Raw genomic sequence first — 23,646 nt, 5'->3', positions numbered from 1 at the left:
CCGATCCCTGCCGCCGAGGCGAAACTGGGCCCCTTCCACCAGCAGGACGCCAGCCGCCTGCGCGCCCACCTCCAGCGCGTGCCCGACCCGCGTTCGCGTCGCGGGCGGTGTGTACCCCCTGGTCGGCCTGCTGCTGGTCTGCGCCTCCGCAGTCGTCTCCGGCGCACGGACCATCACCGAGATCACTGAGTGGGGACAGCGCGCCACCATCACGGTGCTGGAACAGCTCAGCATCCGCCGTCCGGCCCGCTCCAGCCCGGGCCCGTCGAGCGACGGACCCGGGCCCTCGACGCCAACGGCGGTGACCATCCGCCGGCTTGCTGTCGCGCTGCGGCCTCCGACCGGGCGAGGGGAAAGACCGGCATGGCGAGGGCATGGCTGTACCGGGGACACACTGACGTTCTGACGCGGACGGCGGATGCATTCCTGTCGATGCGGAACGTACTGCGCCTTGCCGGTGCGGAGGGCGTCGGAGAGGGTGCTCAGCGCACCGACGTGCCGTGGGCGGCGTCGGCCCGCCGCAGCGGGATCCCGCCGTTGAAGGAGACGCGCAGTCGCCCTTCGCCGACCGGCACCGGCAAGGCACCGGTACCGCCCAAGGCCGCGGCGAGCCGTGCCGGTACGGCCTGCCGCAGCTCCTGCTCGGTGGCTGCGGTGAGTGGAGTCGTCGGACCACCCAGCCTGGACGCCACCGAGGCCGCCCAGGCCGCTTCCCGCGTTCAGGGGCGCGCCCACATCGACTGCCCACTGGTCCGCCCGGCGTCATGGCCATCGCGGCGTCGAGGGAATCGACGGGGGCGGCAGTCGCGCGGATCGCGTCAGCTCGCCACGACGCCGTGCAGGAGCAGGTCGATGAGTCTGGTGGCCAGGTCGCGTCGTTCTTCGCTGGCGGCCATGAGGCTGATTCCGCCGAGGGCCATCAGCACGTCTTGCGCCTCGACCCCTGGCCGTGCCACCGACTGCCCCTCCGCGGCGCCGAGCAGGTGGGCGATGGCGTCGGCGAGCAGTGACCGGGTGTGTACCTTCTCGCTCTCGTCGGTGAGGACCACGGCCAGCGCGTCGGCCATGCCCTGCTTGGCGGCCATGAAGTCGATGAAGCGCTCCATCCAGGTCCGCAGCGCGTCCACCGGTGGCTGTCTGGCGGTGAGGTGCTGTGCCGCCTCGCACAGCTGCTGTACTTCTTGCCGGTAGATCGCCTCGATCAGCAGTTCCTTGGAGGGGAACCGGCGGTAGAGGGTGCCGACGCCGACACCTGCCGCACGGGCGATGTCCTTGACCGAGGCGCCCGCTCCCTCACGGGCGAAGGCGTCCGCTGCCGCCTCCAGCAGTCGGTCCTCATTGCGTTGCGCGTCGGCGCGCAGCGGCCTGCCGGGCCGCGCCGAACCCCCCTCGATGCCGGTCACCGTCGACTCCCTTCCTCGTCACACTTGCAACCGGAACCAGTTCCGCTTACTCTCGATGGCGTAACCGGAACCAGTTCCGGATATGAGGGTACGACACCCCCTGGCCGCGCGCCATCGGACGCGCACTCGCCTCCCGTTCACGTCGCCTTCCTGGAGAACCAATGACCGACAACCTCCTCACGACCCCGTTCGGGGCGCAGACCACCGCCGCCGAGGTACTGGCAGGCATCGGCCTGAGCGGCCAGCGCGCCATCGTCACCGGGGGCGCTTCCGGCATCGGACGTGAAACCGCCCGGGTCCTGGCCGCCGCCGGCGCCGAGGTGACCATCGGCGTCCGCGACCTGGCCGCCGGCGTGCGGGCCGCGGAAGAGATCGCACCGGCAAACGGTCCGGGAACGGTCGACGCCGCGCCGCTCGACCTCGCCGATCAGAAATCGGTTCACGCCTTGGTGGCGGCGTGGCGGGGGCCGCTGCACATCCTGGTCCTCAACGCCGGCGTGATGGCCTCGCCGCTGGAGCGGACGAAGGAAGGCTGGGAAATGCAGTTCGCCACCAACCACCTCGGCCACTTCGCTCTCGCCACCGGCCTGCACAGCGCCCTGACAGCAGCCCACGGTGCACGCGTGGTCGCCGTCAGCTCGGTCGGCCACGTCAACGGCGGCGTGATCTTCGACGACATCAACTTCGAGCAGCGCCCCTACGACCCATGGGCTGCCTACAGCCAGTCCAAGACCGCCAATGTCCTGTTCGCAGTCGAGGCGGCCCGCCGCTGGGCGACCGACCTCATCGCCGTCAACGCCCTCAACCCGGGCCGCATCACCAGCACCCGGCTCGGCCGCCACATCGGGGACATCTCCAACAGCCCGGCCTCGTTCGACCCCACGAGCACCGACGTGTCCTGGAAGAACATCGAGCAGGGTGCCGCGACCTCGGTGCTGCTCGCCGCCTCTCCGTCGGCCGAGGGCGTGACCGGCCGCTACTTCGAGGACTGCAACGAGGCCGGCCCGCACCGGCCTGGTGTGCGCCGGGGAGTCGCCGCCCACGCGGTGGACGTTCACAACGCGGCCCGCCTGTGGCAGGTCTCCCTCGACATGCTCACGACCGTCTCCACGGCCGCCTGACGGCACCGTCCAGCACCAGCAGCCGCGGGTCCGCAACAGGCACCGGGCGTCCACCACCGCAGCGCCGCCGTCACGCATTCCCACCCCCGGTTTCGGTCTCGATCCAGATCAAGGAGACAGCCGTGTCCGCACGTCTGCAGAACACCGTTGCCCCGGTGACCGGCGCCGGCAGCGGCATCGGCGAGGCAACCGCCCTGAGCCTCGCCGCGGAGGGCGCCGCCGTCGCCCTGGTCGCCCGGTGTCGTGACTGGCTCGGGGAGTTGGCCGGGAAGATACGCGCCGAGGGCGGGGCTGCCCTCGGGGTGGATGCCGACATCACGAAGCCGGAGGAGGCGACGGCCGCCGTGGAACGTGTGGTGGTCGAACTTGGCCGCCTGGACATCCTCGTCAACAACGCTGATGTGGGCATGGCCGGACCGGTCCTGAACGCGCCGGCCCAGGAATGAGAGCGCATGCTAACGGTGAGCCTCCAGGCCCTGCTCCACGTCACCCACGCGGCGCTGCCGCACCTGCTGAGCGCGGCGGCGGACTCGCCCCGCCGGGTCGCGGACCTGGTCAACATCAGCTCCACCGCGGGACGTGTGGCACGGCCGGGCACGGCGGTCTACAGCATGGCCACGTTCGGTGTGAACGGGTTCACCGAGGCCCTGCGCCAGGAGGTCGTGCGGCAGCGACTGCGCGTGAGCGTGGTCGAACCCCGGACGGTGGACACCGAGTTCGTCACGCACTCGCGGGACGAGATCAGAGCGTCGTTGGGCCGGCAGCCGGCCGGGATGGAGATGCTGCGCCCCGAGGACGTCGCGGACGCGGTCGCCTTCGTCGTCACGCGCGACCGCGAGGTGTCCGTCAACGAAGTCCTCGTCCGTGCTTCCGAGCGGACCTGGTAGGTCCCTCGCGGCGCCGCACCGGTCAGAACCCGTCGACCTCCACGACAGCCGCCGCGAACCCCTGCGGGTCCTCCTGCGGAACGTTGTGTCCTACGTCCAAGGTCCGGTGCGCGTACTTGCCTGCGAACTTCTTGCGATACGCGGACCCGTTCCCCGGAGGGGTGAACGGATCGTGCGCTCCGTCGATGGTGATCGTCGGCACCATGATGACCGGCGCCGCGGCCAGACGCTTTTCCAGCTCGTCATACCGCGGCTGCCCCTTCGCGAGCCCAAGGCGCCAGCGGTAGTTGTCGATCACGATACTGACGTAATCGGGGTTGTCGAATGCCGTTGCCGTCCGATCGAAGGTCGCCTCGTCGAAGTTCCAGGTCGGGGAGTTGAACTTCCAGACCAGTTTGGCCAGATCGCGCCGGTACTCCTGGAGGCCGAGCACGCCTCTTTCGGTAGAGAAATAGTACTGATACCACCAGGCCCATTCGCTCTTCGGCGGCGTCGGCATCTTGTTGGCCTCGACATTCACAATGAGGTAGCCGGTCACCGAGATCAGCGCTTTGCAGCGCTCCGGCCAGAGGGCCGCAATGATGTCGCCCGTCCGCGATCCCCAGTCGTACCCGGCGAGAACGGCCTTGTCGATCTTCAGGGCGTCCATCAGCGCGACGATGTCGACGGCGAACGCCGACTGTTGTGCGTTCCTGGGCGTTTTGCTCGACAGGAATCGCGTGGTGCCATGGCCGCGCAGATAGGGGACGATCACCCTGTACCCCTTGGCCGCGAGCAACGGCGTGACCGCCTCGAAGCTGTGAATGTCGTAGGGCCAGCCGTGCATGAGCAGGACCGCCTGCCCATTCGCCGGTCCGGCTTCGACGTACCCCACGTCGAGTTCCCCGGCGTGGATCTGCTTCACCGGGCCAAAGGACGTCCGTTTCGCAGGATCGACCCCGGGATGAGTCATATGTTCTCGAGATTCCGACTGTGCCTGCGCAGTGTCCCCTATGGCGAACTGGGCCGTCACGGCGGTTGCGGCTGCGGCTCCGAGGAATTGACGACGGCTACGCATGGGTCCGCGCATTTCCATCGGTGAATCTCCTTGTTCGAGGAGGGCGCGGGCAGGCCACAGACGGCGTGACGCCGAGGCAGGGGCCGGCAGTCGGATGTGTCTGATCTCCGTGGTCGAGGACCTTCATGGCCGGGCTCTCACGCCGCTTCGCTCCTCTGCCATGGAACACTCGTATGGCTGACGGCGCAACGTGACGGGACATGTACACATTGCTCCGTCTGAGTGATTCCAGTGGTCACCCGGCATGCAGTCGACATAGAGGCTGTCTCACGTGGTGTGAAGCCTGTGCGGCATGATGCCGGTCGTGGGTGCTGATCTGTCGCAGCGTCTGGTTCCTGATGAACTCTGGGAGCTGGTCGCCCCGTTGCTGCCGTCGTTCACTGCTCGTCCGCCGGGTGGTGGGACCGCTCCGTGATGAGCGGGCCGTGTTCACTGCCGTGGTGTACGTGCTGACCAGCGGTTGTGCCTGGCGGCATCTGCCGCCGACGTTCGGTACGTCTCCCGCGACGGTGCATCGCCGGTTCACTGAGTGGACCGAGGCAGGCCTGTCGCGCCGGCTTCACCGGGCGGTTCTGGACGAACTCGACGCCAGGGGCCAAGTCGACTTGACCTCGGCGATCATTGGCGCCGCCTCGGCCCGGGCGAAAAAGGGGGGGCCTCACCGGGCCGAATCCGGTTGACCGCGGCGAGAAGGGCAGCAAACTGCACGCCCTGCCCGACGCCCAGGGCATCCCGCTGGCCGTCGCGGTGTCCGGGCGAACCTGCACGACAGCCAGGCGTTCAAGCCACTGATCCGTGGCATTCCGGCGGTCCGCTCCCGCCGCGGACCGCGTCGGCGCTGTCCCGGCAAGCTTCGCGCGGATAAGGCGTACTTCTCCGCCGACCACCTCACCTGGCTGCGCGAACGCGGGCTCATCCCGCGCATCGCGCGCCCGGGGATCGAATCGGGCGAACGGCTCGGCCGGCACCGTTGGAAGACCGAGCGGTCGATCGCCTGGCTGTTCGGCTCCCGCCGCCTCACCGTCCGATACGAGCGAACCGGCTCGCACTTCCTCGCCCTTCTCGGCCTCGCTGCCCCCCTGACCTGCCACAAGAAGCTCTCAAGACTGAAGTCGCGCAGGACGGCGGCGTGGACGCTGATCCTGCCTCCGCCCTCCCGGGCATCCTCGTAGTACGCGATGCCGGGACCCGTGGGAGTGATACCCGCTGAGCCCAGGCACCGGAACAGCTCGTCATAGAGCGGCCCGATGACCGGGCCGATGTCCTCGGGCTCGAAGCTCGCGGCCGTTGCGGTCAGCTCCGCCACCCGGACGGAAGGGACGCTCTTGATGACAACGTCGTTCGTGGGCATGTGCCCCTCACTCTCGATCGCTCGGAGCCTCGCCTCGACCTGGATCAGCCGTGCTCCTGCGGCAGCCATTGCGGTCTCCAGTTCGGCCCGCTGCCCGGCCCGTCGACGCGGCAGGAGGCGGTGCTGCCACCCGGCGCGCCCGGCCGTCGCGGAGCACCGGGTGGCTGTGACCCGATCACGTTCGCCGCGACGATCGACAACCTGGTGACCGAGCGGGCCTGGGAGGCCCCGGCCGCTGCCGGCAGCGTCATCGACCGCTGGGCCGACATCGCCCCCGAACTGGTCGGCAAGGTCAAGCCGGTGCACTACGAGCCGGCCACCCGACAGCTGGACCTGCTGCCCGTCTTCCCGGCCCACGCCACCCAGCTGCGCCTGCTGTGCAGGCAACTGATCATCGGATCAACACCAAGACCGGCCAGGAAACCGTCAAGGAACTGCGCGTTCTGGCACCGGGCAGCGGCATGGGCCTCCGGCCGGTGACCGCGGGCCGGAGGCTGCTCTTGGAGTCAGGGTAGGTGTACGCTCCAGCGGCTGAGGTTTGAGTTGAGGTCGGCGAAGTCGAGGTGGTTCCAGCAGACGGGCGTGGCATTGGGGTCGCCGCTCTTGGCGCAGGAGACGCTGTCGTACCCACCGCTGACGGTGCCCACGGCCTTCCCCTGTCCCTTGGGTGAAAGCCGTGCTGCGTGCGGCGTCCGGCGCGCTATTGCGAGATCTTGTTCGACGTCACCGTGTGGGTGCCGCCGCACCGGACCTGACCAGACGGATGGCGGAGCCGACCTCTTCGCTTGACGGACTGCGAACTCGCCTGTCCCGCCATCCCTCGGCTTCCCGCCTCGATGAGGGCGGCCTCCACACCGGGCCGCCGGTGTTCGGCTCGGGGTGGAGGCCGCGTTGATGAAGGCGGCCGAGGGGCCGGGCGCGTGGGGTACTGGACTTCAGCGGTGCTCGGGCCGGCACGGACAGCCGGTCGCTGCGGTCGGTGTCGGCTGTCTCGTTTTCGGCCCCGCTGCGGCTCTGGACGCCTCTGGTACGGCTCTGGGCCTGTGAAGGGTCACCCGGTGACCAGGGTCCAGTGCATGTCGTTGAGGGTCTTTCCGATGGGTACGTAGTAGACGCCCGCCAGGCACCAGGGTGTCCTGCTATGACCGTCGAGGACGGTGCCGGGGTTGTACGCAGGCGGGCAGGTGATGGTCCGGTCGAGTGCGGTGATGATTCCGCGTGCCTCATCGGCTGTGTGGTTGCGGACGCTGGCGAAGACTGGGCCGCCGCTGTCGCCGTTGACGGCTGCGACGCCGCCAGGCGTGGCAGCGGTGGCGTAGGCGAGGTCGACGTCGGGGCGGTAGATGCCGTTGGGCCCGGTGACGCCGATGTCGGTCTGGGCAATGCGCACACCGCAGTGCACGCCGCCGTTGGCGCCGTCGGTGCACACGTAGTCGCCGACGTTGTTGTGCCCCCAGCCTATGACGGGCTTGGCGTAGCCGTCGGTGCGGCTTGCGGGGCCGTCGTAGAGCCGGCCGCTCACGCGCTGTGAGGGCAGCTTGATGCCGACCACGTCGTCTTGCGGGGAGCGCTGGGTGGCGTCGGTGGTGCCGATGAGGTCGCCGCCCCACCAGGTGGTCCACCGGCCTTCAGGGCCGGGGCCGCAGTGGTAGGCCGACGTCAGCATGTACTGGCCCTGGGCGTTCTTCACGCCGTAAGAGCCGGAGCAGATGCCGCCGAGTGGGTTTTTCAGCGCCGAGGCTCCGGTCCAGGGGGAGCTGTCATGCTGCCGGGAGGACAGATCCACGCTCTGCAGCCGGTGGATCGCGGCGACGTGCACTCCCGACAGGCGGCCGGCTGCCGTGGCGACCTGCTGCAACGTCTTGCCGTGTCCGCTCGTCAGGAGGCTACTCGCCGTGTGGGCGGCGTTGTCGTAGCCGACCTCCAGACCGCTGCCGTCCACCGCCGGTGCGATGCTGGTGACGCGGACAGGGTCCGCCGTCCCCTCGACTCGCAGCTTCATGGCGGCCAGGCTGTTCAGCAACTTCACGCGGGCCGCGTGAAGTTCGGCCCTGGAATAGCGGGCGGGGTCGACCTCGGCGGTCACTCCGTGGGGGAGGTGGGCGAGGATACTCTTGACCCGCTGGGGCGGGGCGCCTTTCCAGTACAGGCGCAGGTGGTTATGGTCGGGGTCGACCTCCACCTCAGCGAAGCCGGGTATGTGCGCCCGGCCGGACTCGGAGAGCCCTTCGGTGATCCGGCCGGCAATGGCGTCGAGGACCTGCTGGCGTTCGTCGATCCGCGCGGCTGCCTGTGTGGCCGGCGTGGGAGAGGCGCCCGCGAGTGAGGGGATGACAAACGGGACTGCGGCGGCCAGGGCCGCGGCCGGCAGCACGAATGCCACCCATCTGTGACGTGCAGCGTGTTTCATATGGCCGCTGACTTTCTGCTGGAGCCATTGTGACGCGGACATGCTCCTACGGCAGGCTCGTCAGACAAAATTGTGATCAGGTGGGCGAGGGAAGGTTCCCGATCGGCAGCCGCAGGGCTGAGGCACAGGGCGTCTGTTGCTCTCCGGCCGGCTGCCCGAACAGCTTCCCAACGACCTCGACCTGATGGGGCCTGCCGTGTCGTCGGCGGAGATTCGGCCGCCGGCCGATGTTCGCGACGGGCAACCTGACGTTGTGGAGGCCGGCATGCCGTTCCTGGCGGCCTCGTACGTCTCGACCTGTGAGGACCCGACCGCCAAGTGCCGGCTGCGGATCACTGCTGCGGCCTGTTGGTGTGTCGACCGCGCACCTCGTCGAAGGAGAAGGCCGAGGACCTTGCGGGCGTCGGCCCGGCGGGTGGGTGTGCCGGCGAATATTGCGGCGAGGGCAAGGACCGCGAGTGGAACTGCTGCGCCCCGAGGACATCGCCGACACCGTGTCCTACATCGTCACCCGGGACCGCCGGGTCGCCGTCAACGAGGTCCTCGTACGAGCCAGCGAGCAGACCTGGTAGCAGTCGAGGGACGGCCTGCATGACCGCCCGCTCCTGCATTACCGCTTCACGGGTTCCCGGGCCGACGGTCGCCGACCCCGGGATCCGCTTACACCCGAGGATGCCCTGAGGAGCGAGAGGTCGGCACCGCCTCCACCATCAGCTTCACGACGTCGCACTGTGGTACCACCACACCATGTACTCGGCGTACACGTTGTCAGTGTGCGCGACTACTACCCTCACCTGCGGTTTCATAGCCTGTTGCGGGCCTGTTGCGGGCCTGTTGCGGGCCTGTTGCGGGCCTGCGGGGTGCCCAGGGACTTCTCAGGGACATGGTTGTGGATCTTGACCGAACCGCTCGTCCATGGCGGCGAGGCCCCGCTTGCCCGCCCCGGGCATGAAGTGGGCGTAGTACGTCAGTGTGGTCTGTGGCGAAGCATGCCCGAGCCGCGCCGAGACGCTCACGATCGACTCGCCGGCCTCAAGCTGGGTACTGACGTACGTGTGCCGGAGGACTTGGAACATGTCCTCCCCGGAGAGTTCGTAGATGGGGTACCGACGGCTGCGGCCTCCGTACGTCCTGACCTTCTCGCCGACCTTCTTCAGGACACCGGCCGTCGCGAGTGCGGGCCGCCAGCTCAGCCTGTTCCACATCGAGTAGTTGATTCGATGGTCCTGCGAGGTGGTCAGGACCAGCCGGACGCTGATCGGTTTGCGCTGTCGTGCTTCCAGCTCGGTCGTCGACGGCTCAGGGTTGCGCCACGGCACCGTGCAGGCGACCGAAGGAAAGCGGCGCAGATGGTCCCGGACACGCTTGGCGAGGTTGGGGGAGAGGGGAACATCTCGCGTTTTACTGCCCTTGGGCAGGCAGAAGTACGGCCTTCCCTTGGAGTCCCACCGCAGCTGTCGGCGGACGTGTACGACACCGGCATCGAAGTCCACATCCTCCTCGCCGAGGCCGAACGCCTCGCCTTGGCGCAGGCCGAGGCCGACACCGAGGTCCACCGCGATTCGGTATCGCTCCTGGAAGCCCGCCCGGACGGCCTCCACGGTCGGCCTCGCCCATGCCTTGGCCTTCCTCTTCGCGGGTTTGGGCGCCTTGACAGTCCGGCGGGCCTTGCAGGGGTTCTTGACCAGGCGGCCGTCGTCGACGGCGGCTTCGAGGATCGTGGAAAGGTGGATCCAGATCACCTGGGCCGTGGACGCCTCGACCCGTGTCAGCAGTTGGGCCTTCCAGGTGCGCAGCACGGTAGCGTCGATGTCCCGGAGCGCGGTTGTACCCAGGAACGGGATGATGTGGTTCCAGATCTTGCTGCGCATGGGGGGGCGGCGGTCGACGGTTCGTCCGATCGGCCTGGCCACCAGTGCTCCTCGATGTACGGGGCGAGGGAGATCGCCCCGTCGCGGGGGTCGACGAATTCGCCCCGTGTGGTGTCGGTCTGCGCCTTGGCGAGCCACTGCTTCGCGTCTTCGCTCGTGTCGAACGAGCGGTCCCGGACGCCCGGGATGCCCTTCACCCGATAGCGCTTGCCCTGACCCCAGAGGGCAGTTCGCTCCCGCTTACCGGTGTCCTTGTCGGGCTTCTTCTTGAGCCAGCGGTCTTCTATGTACCCCGCCAAGGGAATGTTCTCCTATGAACTCAGTTGGGTATGGTCGTGTGTGTGGCATAGTGCGAAGTTGGGCGCCGGTACCCCGAAAGATCGACGCACCGCCTTCGGGCTCGTGGACAGCCTTCAAGGAGTGCGTACGGTGCGCTTCATCGGCTTCTGGGTGAGAGGATCGAGAGCAGCGTTGGAACGTGAATCCGCTTGCTCCTGATGCTACCGGGCGCCCTCGACCCAGCACCCAGCATTGGAGGGTTCCAACCACCACAAAGATCATTTCGTTAGGAGTTCTAAGAGGACGTCTGGTTCGTGTAGTTCGCGGGTGATTGCGTATGCGTCTCGCCAGGTTGGGGTGGTTTCGCCGGTTGCGCGTTTGGCGAGGGCGGAGATCGCTGCGAGGCGGATCATGCTCTCGGAGTGTTCGGGTTTGGTTTCGTAGTCACGGGCGAGGCGGCGGTGCATCATGATCCACCCGAAACTTCGCGACCGGACCATTCGACGTCGTGTCAAGGAGTGGTCTGACCAGGGGTTTTCGGAACAGGTCCACGCCCTCGCCCTGAAAGCGTACGACCGTTTGGTCGGCCTCGGACTGTATGAGATCTTGGTGGATGGCTGCATCACCAAGGCCCCCACCGGCGGAGAGAAGGCGGGGCGATCGCCGGTCGACCGGGGTAAGCGGGGACGGAAGCGCTCCGTCGCCTCCGACGCCTACGGTGTTCCGCTCGGAATCGTCTCCGACGGAGCCAACCGGAACGACTCGCGGGTCGTCGGACCGGGGCCCACGCACCAACCCTGCAAGCGGCGAAGGCGCAGCTCGGCCCGCTGCCGGAAACGGTCAATGTCAACCTCGACCGCGGATACGACAGTGGTAAGACCCGTGCCCTGATGGCCGAGTTGGGACTCACGGCCGAGATCGCGCGTAAGGGAGCGCCAGCCCCGATTCAGGCCAGCAGGCGCTGGGTCGTCGAGCGCACGCACTCATGAACGGCTACGGCAAGCTCCGGCGCCGCACAGAGAAGAGCGGCAGCGTCGTGGACTTCTACGTCTACCTCGCCGCCGCTCTCATCACGCTCCGCATGCTGATCCGCCGGGCAACGAGCCGCTACCGCTGGGACGGCCGCCCCACCACCCGACGCCTCAGTGAGCTTCTTCAGCCTGGCCACCGATCGGGGGATGGCTGTGGGGCCGTAACGAGCAGGGCTCCCTGGCTGTTGGGCGAGATGTCTGACGTCTCAACCACCTGACCAGGGAGCCCTGTTGGTCACCTATCCTTGCGCACTGGACCTCCCGCATGCCCTCGTTGAGTGGGTCACGATGCTGATCGTCACCCGCGAGGGTGACAGGCGGTGCAAGCTCCGCCCCTCCCAGCGGGCTCTGGTGGCCTTGGTGTACCTGCGCGAGCACACCACCCTCGCCAAGATCGCCGCGGGCTTCCGCATCAGCGAAGCCACCGCCCATGCATACGTACACAGCGTGACCTCACTGCTGGCGGACAAGGCCCCGTCGCTTACCCGCGCCTTGCGACGGGCCAAGCCGGAGCACGTCCTGCTGGACGGCACCATCGCCGAGTGCGACCGGGTCGGCGACGGTGAACATGACCATTCCGGCAAGGCCAGACGGCACGGAGTGAACATTCAGGCCGTCACAGGCCCGGCCGGCGAGCTCATCTGGTGCTCGCCCGCCCTGCCGGGCCGCACGGTGGACATCACCGCTGCACGCACCCACCACTCATCACCGTGTGTGAACGGCTGAAGGTTCCCGTCCTGGCGGACAAAGCCTACGAAGGAGCCAGCGGAACCGTCTGCACACCGTTCAAACGGCACTGCGGCCGCGAGCTGACCATGCACCAGAAGAACGTCAACCGAGCGCATTCCCGTCTCCGCAGCCCGGTCGAGCGGGCCTTCGCCCGACTCAAGGCCTGGCGGATCTTCCGCCGCGCCCGCTGCAGCCCCAACCGCCTCACGTCAATGACCAAAGCGGTCCTCGCCCTGGAGAGTCACCGCTGAAGAGGCTCAGTGGTCCAATTCCGGCCGGTCATGCATGGGCCTCCGCACAACGAGACACGTTCTACCAGGTGGAGGGAACCACCGGCCCCCGGGCGATCAGGACGTCGGCTTTGTGGTGCCAGCCGAGGGAAAGGTAGAGACGCTGTCCTTCCTCGCTGGCAATGAGAAGACCAGTACGGGCACCCTGGGACACGGCCGCCTCCGCCAGAGCACTCATCATCGCGCGGCCCAGGCCGCGTCGACGGTGCGCTGTGTCCGTCTCGATGCGATCGGCGATCGCATCACCGCCGACCACGGCAATGGAGCCGCGCGCTGCCACCTCTCCGGAGGGGGCATGGAGGGAGACGACCGTGACTGGTCCCTCCGTGCGCACCTCGCGCTCGTACGGCGCGGCAGGCGCGTACTGCGGGTGCCCGATCAGATCGGTCGTCATGAACCACTCTGACCGCTTGAGCAACTCCAGTCCGGCGGCGCCGACGATGGCTTCGACTGTGTCTGGGCGCAGCGTAGGCACAGTGAGCCAGGTGATCTGCCGTGCGGCGGCGACGGCTGCCGCCAGCCGTGCTACGGACTCGGGCTCCTCGTCCGCACGCAGCGCGAACACCTCTACGTCCCGGCCCGGTTGGTCGCACTTGGACCGCAGGCCGTCCCCGGCGGGCTCGACAGGCTCGGCCTCGGGCAGAGAGCGGGCGACGGTCCAGCCGTCCAGCCAACGTCGTATTAGCCCTGATTCGATCTTCGTCATCCGGCGATTAGAGCATGACCGCAACCGGTGAGCCGGCGAACAACCGTCCCCCGTTGTTCGCCGCCGCCAAACGACGCGAGTAACCGTCAAGACCTGTGGATCAGTTGATTGCTTCAGGCTGCGTGGGCGGCGCGGCCTGAAGGTGCTGGACGGCCTCGGCTGCGGTGTAGGAGGAGGCGAAGGTGAACGCGCGGGGGGACGGCCCGTGCGCCCGCAGGTCGGCCAGCCGCTCCAGGGCCTCGTCGACGGTCGGGAGGTGACCGGCGGGGACCCACCAGAGCACCAGGTGCGCCTCGACGTGCCGTTCAAACCATTCGCGGCGCCGCTGCATCGCCCCTAGGTGCCCGCTGCGGTAGGTGAAGTGCCACAGGGCTTCCTGGGTCTCCCACACCGACAGGGTGACGATGACGTTCTCGCCCGCGGGGCGCAGGCCGGTGGCGTCGGCCGCCCCCTCCTCCACGAGTCGCCACACGAAGCCGGGCGCGGCGTCGGCGGAGGCGTTGACCGGGCCGAGCATCTCGACGAACGGCGCCGTGCGCGGGTCGTCGAGGGGGTGGCGGAGCGTGGCGACGTTGAGGTGGGCGAGATGGGCGGCATGCGTGGATGCGGTCATGGCCTCATCCCAGCACGCCCGACTTTTCTATGTCAATCGCCATTGTTTTTAGAAGTCTCGACCACCACGCAGCAGTCACCCGGCCGGGCGTCCATGCGAGCGTGGACGGGACCGTCCGTGCCGAGCAACCCTTCCAGCAGCGCGAGATTCATGCCGCAGACGAGCGGTGGGAAGCGTTCGGCGACTGCATGGAAGGGGCAGTTGCGCATACGGACAACGCGTGCGGCTGCCCCGGTCGCCCCTTCGGTGCCTTCCAGGCGCGGTTCGTAGCCGCGGGCGGCCAGCATCTCCACGGCCTGTTCGAGGCCGCCGCAGGGCGCAGCCGAGTCGCGCAGGGCCTCGCCCCGGCGCCGCGCGGCCGCGCAGAGCTCGGCGTCCAGCCCGGCCTGCTCGGCGGCCTCGGCCAGCAGCTCGGCGGCGGTGCGGTAATCGCGGGCGGGCAGCGAAACCGACCGCTCGGCCCGCGCCCGCGTATACACCTTGGCGGGACGGCCCGCCCCCGGCCCCGAGCGGCCCGTCAGGCGGCGGCTGCCGCTCTCCAGCAGCCCGGCCTCGGCCAGCCTGTCCAGATGGTGCGCAGCGAGCGTGCGCGCCACCCCGGCCGCCTCGGCGGCCTCGTTGCGGCCGACCTCGCGGCCCTGCGCCGCCACGTATTCGTACAGACGGCGCCGCACCGGATCCTGCAACGCCGCAATCGCGTCGATGTCCTCCACCCGGCCATTCTAGGAACAACAGAGGTTGGAGATAGAACGGCGGGACCCGACCCCGGCCAGTGTGCCCGACTCCATCACGTACTGGCGCAGGCAGAACAAAGTCAGCGCCTCCAGCAGCCTGCCGAGCGAGGCGAGCGCGCGATGGAGGTCCGGCACCCACAGCTCGACGTGATGCAGCGTGCCGTGCGACGGCCGGCTCATGCGGCCCCCGCCTCGGCACGTTCGACGAGCCGGCCGCGTTCGAAGCGGGCTCCGGCCCGGACGAGGGCGACGAGGTGGGGTGCGTTCACGGCCCGCCAGCGGGCCTGTGCAGACTCGACGAGCTTGAAGACCATCGCGAGCGCAGCGGCGCGCGAGCCGGCGCCGCGGGTGACCTCAGTCTCCTGGGTCGGACTTCTTGCGTGAGACGGAGTACCGGTCGCGGTACCGGGCCGCGGCCAGCGGGTTGATCGCGAACACCTTCCGTTGCCGGTCCGCAGGGCCGCGACCAGCAGCCCGCGAGATGTTTCGATCGCACCCCGGCTCCGCCACATGTACCTCGTTGATCGGTCCCGTACCTCGCACCACGCGCCGATGTCGGGTCAGGTTCTGGGGCACCGACGAAACGCCTTCACCTACGGGTGTTGGTCTTTGGCGGCGGCGGGATTCCCACGTTGGTGGAGATCGTTGCGCGTGAGGAGCGGGTGAGTGGCGCGGGTGCTTGGCGTCTGGGTACCGGATCAGGTGATGCGGTGTCCTCCATCGACGTGCAGGACGGTTCCGGTGATGAATCCGTTGTGTATCACCGACAAGAATGTCTGGGCGATGTCGTCGGGGGTGCCGACGCGGCGGGCCGGGAGTCGCGCGGCCAGCTCGGCGAAGGCTGCCTGTTTGTCCATGCCGAGTTGGTCCCGGATGGGGGTGTCCACCCAGCCGGGGGAGATGACGTTCACTCGCACGGGCGCCAGTTCGATCGCCAGCCCGCACGCCAGTGACGCGAGCGCGCCGTTGGCCGCGGCCATGATGGTGTTCGACCCGTTCGGCCGGTACGCGTTGATGCCCGAGGTACGTCTGGTGCGGCCAGGAACTGAATGTTGCCGCCAAAGCTCTTGTGTTTCTGGGAGAACCACAGGTCGTTGCCGTTCTCCCGGACCCCGGCCAGCCGGTCGCAGGCGATCAGCGTGCCGTCCGGCACTACGTGTGTCATCCCCTGGGCGCGGCAGAGGTCCAACACCTCGTGCGGATCAGGAGCTTCGGCGGCCAGCACGCTGATGCCCTCATGGAGGTAGCGGTAGCCGGTGGCCTGCGAGAGCCCGGCGTCCCGGGCCAGGCAGTGCACGCAGCCGTGTTCTCGGAACCAGCGCAGCACCAGTACCGCCTGGCGGAACGGGCCCAGGGCGCGAGAGCCCTTCGGCGTGCCGATCCCGCGCCGGTGGGCGGCCAGCAACCGGGCGAGGAACTCCACGATGTGGCGTGGGACGTCGAGCACGGCAGCACAGGTAACCAACGTGAAGCCTCTGGTTCGAGCGGACATGATCTCGGTAAACCAGTCCTACCAGGGCTTCACGCCTGCCCTGCTTCGCGGCCTCACCCGAAGATCATTTCGCTGGCGACGCCTCAGTGGGTAAGAGCCACGCTGGGCTCAGCCCCAGGTCTTGCCGGCCGGTTCCTTGATGGTGCGGTTGATCCGGTTGAAGAAGTTGGTCAGCGCGATCTCCAGGTTGATCGCTCCGATCTGCTCCTCGGCGAAATGGGCGTTGACCTCTTCCCAGATCTCGTCGGTGACGCCCGGCGCACCGTCCTGCAGCCGGGTGGCGGCCTCGGCCAGCGCAAGTGCCGCCCGTTCCGCGTCGGTGTAGAACGGCGCCTCACGCCACGCCGCTACGTTGTGCAGCCGCTCGTCGGTGTCACCGGCCTTCTTCCCCCCGGCGACACTGGCGTAGATGCACGCCGAGCAGCTGTTGATCTGGCTGGCGCGGAGGTGTACCAGCGCGAGCAGCTTCGGGTCGACACCGCCGGCGGCGATCGCCTTCTGGAGGTGCTGGATCGCGGTCCACACATCGGGGTTGTTCGTGTTCTCGTTCTTGAGCCGGTTTTCCATGTGGGAGTGCTCTCCTTCATCGGGTTACGTGGCGGCGCCTGTGCGCGTCATCCCCATGACGGAGCAGCTTCCAGAGAGGTAACACCATGGCCGGCACCCACCCCGCGGACCCGATCGCCGATGCCTTCGAGTCCCACCGTGATCGGCTCCGCGCCGTCGCCTACCGCATGCTCGGATCACATGCTGACGCGGAAGACGTGGTCCAAGAGGCGTGGCTGCGTCTGTCCCGCCAGGACACCGACACCATCGACAACCTCGGCGGCTGGCTGACCACCGTGGTCGGCCGCATCAGCCTCGACGTCCTGAGGTCGGGCCGGACGCGCCCGGAAGTCTCCTTCGACGACCAGCTACCGGAATTCACCGTGACGCTCGACGACGCTCCCGCTCCGGAAGATCTCGCGGCAATCGGGGACTCCGTCAGCCTCGCGCTCCTCACGGTCCTCGACTCGCTGCGCCCTGACGAACGACTGGCGTTCGTGCTGCACGACGTGTTCGCCGTGCCCTTCGCGGAGATCGGCACCATTCTCGGCAAATCTGCCGACGCGACCAAAATGCTCGCCAGCCGCGCCCGCAGGAAGGTACGAGCCGCCCAGCAGCCGGCAAGCGCCGGACGACAGCAACGCGAGGTGGTCCAAGCCTTCCGGGCAGCCGCCCGCGACGGCCGGTTCGAGCAGCTGCTGCAGGTCCTCCACCCCGAAGTGAAGTTCACCGTCCACACCCCGAACGGCACGTTCGTCACGCTCGGGGCCACCGAAGTCGCTACCCGCGCGCGAGTGGCCGGCAGCGCGGCACGAGGACATGCGGCAAGCATCAACGGCCGCCCCGGCGTTATCTCCTGGAGCGAGGACGGCACCCCGCTTTCCCTCCTCTTCTTCACCGTCGCCGACGGCCACATCACCGAGATCACCGCTGTGGTCGACCCGGCCAAACTCGCGCTCATGGACCTGCCGGACCCGGTGTGACTCGCTACCGGCGAAGGCCGCGCATACTCGAAGTGGTCCACGCCTGGTCCGCAGAGACGTTGAACTCAGCCTCTGAGAAAACCTCACTGAGCGTAGAGGGTGGGATCGTGGGCTGTCCGTGGCAGCCGACGGGAAGCGGCTGGTCGGGCATGCGGGGGCGGTGCTGCTGCGCCGGCTGTCGGACCGGGTGGGGCTGACGCGAGAGCTCGCCGGGGTGCTTCCCGCCAGCACGAATGCCGGGTGGCGGGAGCGGGCGGGGGTGCTCGTCCAGCTCGCCGTCGCGATGGCGCTCGGGGCGCGCAGCCTGCTGGAGGCCGAGCAGCTCCAGCTCCAGCACCAGGGCCTCTTCGGCCTTGCGGCCTCGGACTCGACGACGCGCCGCCTGCTGGCCGAACTGGACGACAAGACCCTGATGAGGATCGCGATGGTGCGACGGCGGGTGCGCCGGCATGAGTGGATGCTTCTCCACCTGCGGCCCGGCGGCTTCTCCTGGCTCACGGTCGCCGGACGCAGGCTGACGGGCTGGATCGTCGTCGACCTGGACGCCACCGTCATCACCAGCGCGTCCAGGAAAGAAGGGGCCGCGGCCACGTGCAAGGGCACGTTCGGCGTGCACCCGCTGGGCGGCTGGCACATTCGCCATGTCACGACGGTAGTGACCAGCGGCTCGGGCCGGTGCACGTTCGTGAGAACCAGCCACCAATGTTCCGTCTCACCGATTCCTAATGCCGTTTGTCAAGCCGCGAGCGGGTTGGGTGGCGTCAGCTCGTAGCACCGCTCATCGCGCAGAAGAGCCCAGAGGACGTTGACGCGACGACGGGCGAGCGCGAGGACGGCCTGCGTGTGGCGCTTGCCCTCGGCACGCTTGCGATCGTAAAAGCGACGGGACTCATCGCACTTTCGGATACTGAACAGCGCGGAGGTGTAGAAGACACGCTGGAGCCTGCGGCTGTATCGCTGTGGACGCCGCAGGTTTCCGCTGATCTTGCCGGAGTCGCGCGGGACCGGAGCGACGCCACCGAAGCCAGCGAGGCGGTCAGGGGTGCCGAAGACGCTCATGTCGCCGCCGGTGGCGGCCAGGAACTCGGCGCCGAGGATGACGCCCAGGCCGGGCATGCTGGTGATCACTTCGAAGGCGTGGTGGTCGCGAAACCGGACCTCGATCAGCTTGTCGAGCTCGGCGACCTGCTGGTTGAGGGCCATCACCTCCTTCGCCAGCGTATGCACCAGCTGCGCGGTCAGCTTCTCGCCAGGCAGGCTGGTGTGCTGGCGATCGGCGGCCTGGACGGCTGCCTCGGCGAGCTGACCGGCGCTGCGGACCTTGCGGTTGCGGAGCCAGGTCTCCAGCCGCTTGGCGCCGAGCCTGCGAATAGCGGCCGGTGTCTGGTAGCCGGTCAGCAGGGTGAGTGGACCGGTATTGGTGAGGTCCAGGGCCCGCTCCAAGCCGGGGAAGATGCTGGTGAGTTGGGCACGGAGCCGGTTGACAGTGCGGGTGCGGTCGGCGACCAGGTCCATGCGCCGGCCAGTGAGGATCTTGAGATCGGTCACGGTCTCGTCGCCGGCGCGTAAGGGGTGCAGGTCTCGGCGGATGCGGACCTGGTCGGCGATGACCGTGGCGTCCTTGGCGTCGGTCTTGCCTTCGCCGCGGTAGCTCTCGGAGGCGCGGTGGATGGCCCGGCCGGAGATGTAGTGGACCGGCTGATCGTGGTTAAGAAGGATCGTGATGGCCAGGGCGGCTCCGCCGTCGGCCAGGTCGATTCCCCAGGTCCCCTCGTCGCCCAGGGCCAGGACATCGGTGAGGAGTTCAAGAAGTTCGGGCTCGTCGTTGGCGACGCGTCGGGACAGCAGCCGACGGCCGCCCTCGTCAATCGCGATGCAGTGGTGGTGGGTCTTGCCTGCGTCGATGCCGGCCCAGATCGCGGCCATGGTGCCTCCGTGCGGTGGGGTGTGCTGGTGCCTCCCGACGGACGACCTCGCTGTCGATTCCCTACGGAGCGATCATTCGCAATTCCTAATTGGCAGCCGAGTCGTCGTGGGGCGTCGGGCGGCCAATCGATGGAAGCCACAAGCGGCAGAAGATTGAAAGCCACACCCGACGCCCCTGGGTGGGCTAACCATACGAAGGGCTTGCCCGGTCCCGCAGACAACGTAGGGAAGGTTGAGCGATTCTCAGCGAAGTTTGACCACACAGGTCCGGCCGCCCCGGACACTCAGTGGGCGCGGGGGCCACGTCGGGCCACTCGCAGACGCTGGTGGCGGCGTCGGTCCCGCCACCACTCCAACCGATCGTGGGAGGCCTGCGGGAAGGCGGCGTTGAGCACGGCCCACCCGGCGGCCAGCGCGGCAAGCAGCGCAATCGCCCACCAAGGGGCGCCGCTGTGCGACAGGAAGACCGGTGAGATGACACTGGCGGCCCCGACCAGGGGAAGGGCGCGGTTGCGATTGTCCACCTGAAGCCTCTCTCCTCGACGCGGGCCGGGACTGCCCGTCCCGCGTGCAGATGCCCCAGGCGCCCCACCGAGGAGAGAGCGCGAAGGCTACGGTGTCAGCACGATCCTGCCGAAGACTTCACCTGCATCCATCTTCTGGTGTGCCAGCACAGCTTCGTCCAGCGGCAGCAGTTCGTGCACCACTGCTTCGATCTCGCCACGGCTGGCTGCGCCGAACTGCTCGCTGCGTACGGCAGTCAGGTCGGCTGGGGTGACGGTAGCTGTGCTGAAAGCGGCGAAGGACATCGACTTCTGGAACGCCGCCATGATCTTCGTGCCGAAGTCCGCGGGCGGCTGACCTGCGACAGCGCCCACGGCCACCATGCGGCCGTTCGGGTTGAGCCTGTCGAAGAACGACGGCATGTCCTCACCGGCCACAACGTCGATGATGACGTCATAGCCCGCGGGAGCCGCTTCCCCTCCGCCGCCGGAGCGGTCCAGCACATGGGTCGCGCCGAGACGGCGCAGCCGCTCGCCGCGCTCGGATGATGATGTCGTGACCGCCACCGCGGCGGCACCACCGCGAGCCGCGAGCTGCACTGCCATGATCCCGATACTGCCGGCCGCGCCACGCACCAAGACCGTCTCGCCGGGAGCGAAATGGGCGTGCCCAAGCCCGAAGTGGGCCACCGCACCGGCGCTGCCGAGCGTCACCGCGGCGGCGGCCGACAGGCAGTCGGGCAGGGGAAGAATCTGCTCGACCGGCGCGACGGCCTGCTCGGCGTAGCCTCCGCCGGTGCCGGTGAAGCCCCACACTCGCCGGCCGATCCACGACACGTCGACGCCGTCACCGACCGCGGTCACGCTGCCCGCCACCTCGCCACCCGGGATGTGGCCCTCCTTGAAGCCGTAGGCGGCCAGAGCCCCGCTTCGGATCACGGTGTCGACACCACCGACGCCCACCGCCTCGGTGGCGATCAGCACCTGCCCGGCAGCAGGTGCGGGTACCGGCAGTTCGACAACAGCCAGACCGTCAGGACTTCCGAACGTCTGGATCGAGATTGCCTTCAATGTGGTCTCCAGGTCTTCGGACTGCTCAAGCGCGAGAGCTTCTACGTCTCGGACGGTAACGGACGCCCCCGTCCCTTTAGGTAAAGTGAGAGTGGTGACCGACCGTTTGCCTCATACGTTGCGTTCCGACGCGCTGGACAATCGCGAACGCATCCTCGACGCAGCCCGAGCTCTGTTCTCCGCCGATGGCCTGGACGTGCCGATGCGTGAGGTCGCGCGGCGTGCCGGGGTGGGACCTGCCACCTTGTACCGTCACTTCCCGACCAAGCAGGTGCTGGTCGCCGATGCCTTCGCGGACCAGCTGAAGGCATGCCGCGCCATTGTCGACGAGGGGTGCACAGATGCTGATCCGTGGCGCGGCCTGTGCCTGGTGATCGAGAAGATCTGTGAGCTGCACGCCCGCGATCGGGGCTTCACCGAAGCCTTCCTGTCGGCCTATCCGGGGGTGAAGGACGTTGCCGCAGGCCGTGAGTACACGGTGAAAGCAGTCGCCGAACTGGCCCAGCGAGCCAAGGAAGCAGGGCACCTGCGGTCCGACTTCGTCCTGGACGACCTGATTCTCATACTCATGGCCAACAAGGGGATCCACGCCACATCGACCGCCACCCAGGTCAAGGCCTCCCGACGCTTTTCAGGGCTGGTGATCCAGGCGTTCGAAGCCTGCCCTCGGCACGCACCACTACCACCAGCGGCACGACTGGCTTCCGCACCACCCCAGGGCCTGTCGCGGTGAATACCGGATTTACTGCGGCAGACCCCCTGCCGTGATCATCGCGGACTGCGGCGGGTTCTCCGGCCGCCGCAGGTGAGGTGTACGCATTTAGAACCCTCCTCCTGTGTGCCCAGCGAGCGACGCCCGGTCACAAGGAACGCCATGTCCGACAGCCCGGCCCCGGCGCACTCGCCGGGAACCAGCCGCAGCACCTCGGCGACCATCCCGCCGAACATCCTGCGCTACCTCACCCTGGTCACCGACGGGTACGGAGTCGACCTCCGGCCCGAGCTGAGCCACGTGGGGCTGGACGAGGCGATGATGTGCTCGGCGGCGCTGCGCGTCTCCTACCGTCAGGGCAGCGCCGTCATCCGGCGTGCGCTGGAGCTCACCGGAGACGCTCACCTGGGCCTGCGCGTGGGTGCGGCGCAGCACCCTGCCGACACGCTGCGGGAGGCCATCGAGACGGGCGTGCGCTTCCAGAACCTGTCCGGGGCGATGGTGGTCTGGTCGGCCGGCCCGGAGGAGGCCGGCTATGTGTCGCGGGCCGAACTGCCCGATCCGGCCCTCTATCCGCCGGTCGCAGTCTTCCTGGCCGAGGAGGCGTTCGCCAGCGTCGTCACCCTCACCCGGCTGAGTTCGGGGGAGGAGTTCGCCCCGCGGAGCGTCGAGTTCGTCTTCCCCGCCCCACGAGACTTCGGGCCGTTCACCGACCTGTTCCGCTGCCCGGTGCGGTTCGACGCCACAGGGAACCGTCTGGTGTTCCCCACGGCATGGGCCGGGCGGCCGATGCCGGGACGCGACGAGGTCACCTATGCCACCGTCGTGGAACTGCTGGAGGATCAGGTGGCGTCGAGGCGCGATCAGCAGGACCTGCTGGAGGTGCTGGAGATCTCGATCGCGCAGAGCCTGCCTGACGTGCCGTCCTTCGTCGAACAGGCCCGTCGGCGCGCTTCCAGCGAGCGCACGCTGCGTCGTCGGCTGGCCGAATGCGGCACGACGTACGAGGCGGTCGTCGACGGAGTGCGCCGCGAGCGGGTCGAGCAGTTGCTGCGCCGACCCGAGCTGACCCTGCGTGACATCGCCCGGCAGGCGCATCGCTCCCGGATCACTGCATTGGGCACGAATAGACCCATGACGCCGTTGACCGACCGGCGTCCGCGAGTGATCTTCGTGTCACGGCGCTGGACCCGTATGTCGTAGCCGAGGAAGCGTGCCGCCTGGCTGGTGGCATGCGTGATCAGTGTCTTGGACTCGGACAGCTCCAACTTGAGTTTCTCGCGTAGGAATTGTCGAATCCTCGCCTTGATCTCCTCGGCCTCTCGCTTGGGTCCGGCAAAGCCGAGCAGCCAGTCGTCGCAATATCGCACGTACTTCAGCCGACGGAAGCCCGGATTGTTGGGGTCGTCGCTTGGCAGCCTGCGGCGCTGCTGCTTCAGCAGTCGCACGGTTTCCAGGTCGCCGCGCCGTTCGGCCTTCTCAATCTGGGACTTGTTGGCCAGGCAAGCGGGGTTCTTGCGACGGGGGCCACCCCGGTTGTACTCGCGCAGCAGATACTCCTCGACGAACCGGTCAAGCCGGTCCAGGTAGATGTTCGAAAAGATCGGCTGCCAGGGACATGTCGTCCACGGTCTCCCTGGTCACCCCGGGCGTCATCGCACCCTTGTTGGAGTAGATGCGCCCGTAGGCAAGGAGAAACAACTGCGGGTTGAACAACTGCCGATACAACCTCTCCAGCGGCAGGCCACGCCTGCCGCGTTCCCGGATGACGCCCAGGACTGTTTCAGTGTCCTGCATTTCGCAGACCTCCCAGCATGGACATCACGATCAGCCTGTGGTCATGTCCGCGGGAGTGGTGTATCGACGGCCACTCGGTGATCTCGCTTTGAGGCTATGCGCTGAGTTCGGCGGGCAGGGCTGTCTCTTCGGTT

General features: G+C 68.2%; 20 protein-coding genes and 10 pseudogenes. 10 read left to right on the top strand and 20 right to left on the bottom strand.

Going from position 1 to position 23,646, the window contains the following annotated elements; all coding sequences use genetic code 11:
• Positions 1-482: 482 nt before the first annotated feature.
• On the bottom strand, positions 483-692 hold the full coding sequence (locus ACZ4MF_RS37280; RefSeq protein ID WP_467497204.1) for a hypothetical protein: 210 nt from the start codon (positions 690-692) through the stop codon (positions 483-485).
• A 126-nt stretch (positions 693-818) separates the two neighbouring features.
• Positions 819-1,403 carry a TetR/AcrR family transcriptional regulator gene (locus tag ACZ4MF_RS37275; RefSeq protein ID WP_467497202.1) on the bottom strand — a complete coding sequence of 195 codons (585 nt, stop codon included), beginning with the start codon at positions 1,401-1,403 and terminating at the stop codon, positions 819-821.
• A 161-nt stretch (positions 1,404-1,564) separates the two neighbouring features.
• Here ACZ4MF_RS37275 and ACZ4MF_RS37270 point away from each other — a divergent pair, with 161 nt between their 5' ends.
• Entirely contained in the window at positions 1,565-2,524 is a 960-nt protein-coding gene (locus ACZ4MF_RS37270) for an SDR family NAD(P)-dependent oxidoreductase (protein ID WP_467497200.1), read from the top strand.
• Positions 2,476-3,411, top strand: a pseudogene (locus ACZ4MF_RS37265) (SDR family NAD(P)-dependent oxidoreductase). The gene ACZ4MF_RS37270 and the pseudogene ACZ4MF_RS37265 overlap by 49 nt, the downstream one beginning before the upstream one ends.
• Before the next feature lie 22 nt (positions 3,412-3,433).
• On the opposite strand, the gene ACZ4MF_RS37260 reads toward ACZ4MF_RS37265, so the two are convergent.
• Positions 3,434-4,468, bottom strand: coding sequence for an alpha/beta fold hydrolase (locus ACZ4MF_RS37260; protein WP_467497266.1), 1,035 nt, complete (start codon positions 4,466-4,468; stop codon positions 3,434-3,436).
• Positions 4,469-4,772: 304 nt separating this feature from the next.
• Here ACZ4MF_RS37260 and ACZ4MF_RS37255 point away from each other — a divergent pair.
• Positions 4,773-5,640, top strand: a pseudogene (locus ACZ4MF_RS37255) (IS5 family transposase).
• Here the strand turns inward: ACZ4MF_RS37255 and ACZ4MF_RS37250 are convergent.
• Positions 5,589-5,912, bottom strand: a pseudogene (locus ACZ4MF_RS37250) (GyrI-like domain-containing protein); the annotation flags it as partial. The pseudogenes ACZ4MF_RS37255 and ACZ4MF_RS37250 overlap by 52 nt on opposite strands.
• Before the next feature lie 27 nt (positions 5,913-5,939).
• Here ACZ4MF_RS37250 and ACZ4MF_RS37245 point away from each other — a divergent pair.
• On the top strand, positions 5,940-6,299 hold the full coding sequence (locus ACZ4MF_RS37245; protein ID WP_467497198.1) for a DciA family protein: 360 nt from the start codon (positions 5,940-5,942) through the stop codon (positions 6,297-6,299).
• A gap of 571 nt (positions 6,300-6,870) precedes the next feature.
• On the opposite strand, the gene ACZ4MF_RS37240 is transcribed toward ACZ4MF_RS37245, so the two are convergent.
• The 3 genes and pseudogenes from ACZ4MF_RS37240 to ACZ4MF_RS37230 all read right to left on the bottom strand — a co-directional run.
• Positions 6,871-8,202 carry a trypsin-like serine protease gene (locus tag ACZ4MF_RS37240; protein ID WP_467497196.1) on the bottom strand — a complete coding sequence of 444 codons (1,332 nt, stop codon included), beginning with the start codon at positions 8,200-8,202 and terminating at the stop codon, positions 6,871-6,873.
• A gap of 902 nt (positions 8,203-9,104) precedes the next feature.
• Positions 9,105-10,100 (bottom strand): tyrosine-type recombinase/integrase, encoded by a 996-nt coding sequence (locus ACZ4MF_RS37235; RefSeq protein ID WP_467497194.1) that lies wholly within the window; start codon positions 10,098-10,100, stop codon positions 9,105-9,107.
• A gap of 557 nt (positions 10,101-10,657) precedes the next feature.
• Positions 10,658-10,894, bottom strand: a pseudogene (locus tag ACZ4MF_RS37230) (hypothetical protein); the annotation flags it as partial.
• Here ACZ4MF_RS37230 and ACZ4MF_RS37225 point away from each other — a divergent pair.
• Together ACZ4MF_RS37225 and ACZ4MF_RS37220 are read left to right on the top strand one after the other, a co-directional pair.
• Positions 10,857-11,523: pseudogene (locus ACZ4MF_RS37225) on the top strand (transposase); the annotation flags it as partial. The pseudogenes ACZ4MF_RS37230 and ACZ4MF_RS37225 overlap by 38 nt on opposite strands.
• A 118-nt stretch (positions 11,524-11,641) precedes the next feature.
• A pseudogene (locus tag ACZ4MF_RS37220) lies at positions 11,642-12,390 on the top strand (transposase family protein).
• A 61-nt stretch (positions 12,391-12,451) separates the two neighbouring features.
• On the opposite strand, the gene ACZ4MF_RS37215 reads toward ACZ4MF_RS37220, so the two are convergent.
• The 9 genes and pseudogenes from ACZ4MF_RS37215 to ACZ4MF_RS37175 form a co-directional block, all read right to left on the bottom strand.
• Positions 12,452-13,135, bottom strand: coding sequence for a GNAT family N-acetyltransferase (locus tag ACZ4MF_RS37215; RefSeq protein ID WP_467497192.1), 684 nt, complete (start codon positions 13,133-13,135; stop codon positions 12,452-12,454).
• Positions 13,136-13,235: 100 nt separating this feature from the next.
• A complete protein-coding gene (locus ACZ4MF_RS37210) occupies positions 13,236-13,748 on the bottom strand; it encodes a DUF3291 domain-containing protein (protein WP_467497190.1) in 513 nt (170 codons plus the stop codon).
• A gap of 32 nt (positions 13,749-13,780) precedes the next feature.
• Positions 13,781-14,461 (bottom strand): helix-turn-helix transcriptional regulator, encoded by a 681-nt coding sequence (locus ACZ4MF_RS37205; protein ID WP_467497188.1) that lies wholly within the window; start codon positions 14,459-14,461, stop codon positions 13,781-13,783.
• A 102-nt stretch (positions 14,462-14,563) separates the two neighbouring features.
• Positions 14,564-14,662: pseudogene (locus tag ACZ4MF_RS37200) on the bottom strand (VOC family protein); the annotation flags it as partial.
• A pseudogene (locus tag ACZ4MF_RS37195) lies at positions 14,659-14,841 on the bottom strand (IS256 family transposase); the annotation flags it as partial. The pseudogenes ACZ4MF_RS37195 and ACZ4MF_RS37200, both read right to left, overlap by 4 nt.
• Positions 14,840-14,973 (bottom strand): annotated as a pseudogene (locus ACZ4MF_RS37190) (IS110 family transposase); the annotation flags it as partial. The pseudogenes ACZ4MF_RS37190 and ACZ4MF_RS37195, both read right to left, overlap by 2 nt.
• Before the next feature lie 207 nt (positions 14,974-15,180).
• On the bottom strand, positions 15,181-15,462 hold the full coding sequence (locus tag ACZ4MF_RS37185; protein WP_467497186.1) for an SDR family oxidoreductase: 282 nt from the start codon (positions 15,460-15,462) through the stop codon (positions 15,181-15,183).
• On the bottom strand, positions 15,390-15,905 hold the full coding sequence (locus tag ACZ4MF_RS37180; RefSeq protein WP_467497278.1) for a hypothetical protein: 516 nt from the start codon (positions 15,903-15,905) through the stop codon (positions 15,390-15,392). Before ACZ4MF_RS37180 ends, ACZ4MF_RS37185 begins: the two co-directional genes overlap by 73 nt.
• A 177-nt stretch (positions 15,906-16,082) precedes the next feature.
• A complete protein-coding gene (locus ACZ4MF_RS37175; RefSeq protein WP_467497184.1) occupies positions 16,083-16,541 on the bottom strand; it encodes a carboxymuconolactone decarboxylase family protein in 459 nt (152 codons plus the stop codon).
• An 86-nt stretch (positions 16,542-16,627) separates the two neighbouring features.
• Here ACZ4MF_RS37175 and ACZ4MF_RS37170 point away from each other — a divergent pair, with 86 nt between their 5' ends.
• Positions 16,628-17,503: a sigma-70 family RNA polymerase sigma factor gene (locus ACZ4MF_RS37170; RefSeq protein WP_467497182.1), complete on the top strand. Its 876-nt coding sequence runs from the start codon at positions 16,628-16,630 to the stop codon at positions 17,501-17,503.
• 118 nt (positions 17,504-17,621) lie between these two features.
• Positions 17,622-18,275 (top strand): transposase, encoded by a 654-nt coding sequence (locus ACZ4MF_RS37165; protein WP_467497180.1) that lies wholly within the window; start codon positions 17,622-17,624, stop codon positions 18,273-18,275.
• Here the strand turns inward: ACZ4MF_RS37165 and ACZ4MF_RS37160 are convergent.
• The 3 genes from ACZ4MF_RS37160 to ACZ4MF_RS37150 all read right to left on the bottom strand — a co-directional run bounded on the left by ACZ4MF_RS37160 (position 18,239) and on the right by ACZ4MF_RS37150 (position 21,003).
• Complete coding sequence (locus ACZ4MF_RS37160; RefSeq protein WP_467497179.1) at positions 18,239-19,429, bottom strand: IS110 family RNA-guided transposase; 1,191 nt, start codon at positions 19,427-19,429, stop codon at positions 18,239-18,241. The genes ACZ4MF_RS37165 and ACZ4MF_RS37160 overlap by 37 nt on opposite strands.
• Positions 19,430-19,713: 284 nt before the next feature.
• Positions 19,714-19,953 (bottom strand): hypothetical protein, encoded by a 240-nt coding sequence (locus tag ACZ4MF_RS37155; protein ID WP_467497177.1) that lies wholly within the window; start codon positions 19,951-19,953, stop codon positions 19,714-19,716.
• Positions 19,954-20,040: 87 nt separating this feature from the next.
• Positions 20,041-21,003: a zinc-binding dehydrogenase gene (locus ACZ4MF_RS37150; RefSeq protein ID WP_467497175.1), complete on the bottom strand. Its 963-nt coding sequence runs from the start codon at positions 21,001-21,003 to the stop codon at positions 20,041-20,043.
• A gap of 94 nt (positions 21,004-21,097) precedes the next feature.
• Between ACZ4MF_RS37150 and ACZ4MF_RS37145 the strand changes: the two genes are divergently transcribed.
• Together ACZ4MF_RS37145 and ACZ4MF_RS37140 are read left to right on the top strand one after the other, a co-directional pair.
• Positions 21,098-21,736, top strand: coding sequence for a TetR/AcrR family transcriptional regulator (locus ACZ4MF_RS37145; RefSeq protein WP_467497173.1), 639 nt, complete (start codon positions 21,098-21,100; stop codon positions 21,734-21,736).
• Between the two features lie 141 nt (positions 21,737-21,877).
• A complete protein-coding gene (locus ACZ4MF_RS37140) occupies positions 21,878-22,918 on the top strand; it encodes an AraC family transcriptional regulator ligand-binding domain-containing protein (RefSeq protein ID WP_467497171.1) in 1,041 nt (346 codons plus the stop codon).
• On the opposite strand, the pseudogene ACZ4MF_RS37135 reads toward ACZ4MF_RS37140, so the two are convergent.
• Positions 22,807-23,512, bottom strand: a pseudogene (locus ACZ4MF_RS37135) (RNA-dependent RNA polymerase family protein); the annotation flags it as partial. The gene ACZ4MF_RS37140 and the pseudogene ACZ4MF_RS37135 sit on opposite strands and share 112 nt — an antisense overlap.
• Positions 23,513-23,646 lie beyond the last annotated feature (134 nt).

This window comes from Streptomyces sp. NPDC025793 (assembly GCF_055558375.1).
The sequence above is the reverse complement of the archived record's forward strand: the minus strand, read 5'-3'. Positions and strand labels throughout refer to the sequence as shown.

Bases quoted from the DNA above. Each gene is read 5' to 3' on its own strand.
- ACZ4MF_RS37235 (WP_467497194.1), bottom strand. From the start codon at position 10,100: ATGCGCAGCAAGATCTGGAACCACATCATCCCGTTCCTGGGTACAACC.
- ACZ4MF_RS37270 (WP_467497200.1), top strand. From the start codon at position 1,565: ATGACCGACAACCTCCTCACGACCCCGTTCGGGGCGCAGACCACCGCC.
- ACZ4MF_RS37160 (WP_467497179.1), bottom strand. From the start codon at position 19,429: ATGGCCGCGATCTGGGCCGGCATCGACGCAGGCAAGACCCACCACCAC.
- ACZ4MF_RS37215 (WP_467497192.1), bottom strand. From the start codon at position 13,135: ATGACGAAGATCGAATCAGGGCTAATACGACGTTGGCTGGACGGCTGG.
- ACZ4MF_RS37185 (WP_467497186.1), bottom strand. From the start codon at position 15,462: ATGGCCGCGGCCAACGGCGCGCTCGCGTCACTGGCGTGCGGGCTGGCG.
- ACZ4MF_RS37140 (WP_467497171.1), top strand. From the start codon at position 21,878: ATGTCCGACAGCCCGGCCCCGGCGCACTCGCCGGGAACCAGCCGCAGC.
- ACZ4MF_RS37175 (WP_467497184.1), bottom strand. From the start codon at position 16,541: ATGGAAAACCGGCTCAAGAACGAGAACACGAACAACCCCGATGTGTGG.
- ACZ4MF_RS37170 (WP_467497182.1), top strand. From the start codon at position 16,628: ATGGCCGGCACCCACCCCGCGGACCCGATCGCCGATGCCTTCGAGTCC.
- ACZ4MF_RS37210 (WP_467497190.1), bottom strand. From the start codon at position 13,748: ATGACCGCATCCACGCATGCCGCCCATCTCGCCCACCTCAACGTCGCC.
- ACZ4MF_RS37260 (WP_467497266.1), bottom strand. From the start codon at position 4,468: ATGCGTAGCCGTCGTCAATTCCTCGGAGCCGCAGCCGCAACCGCCGTG.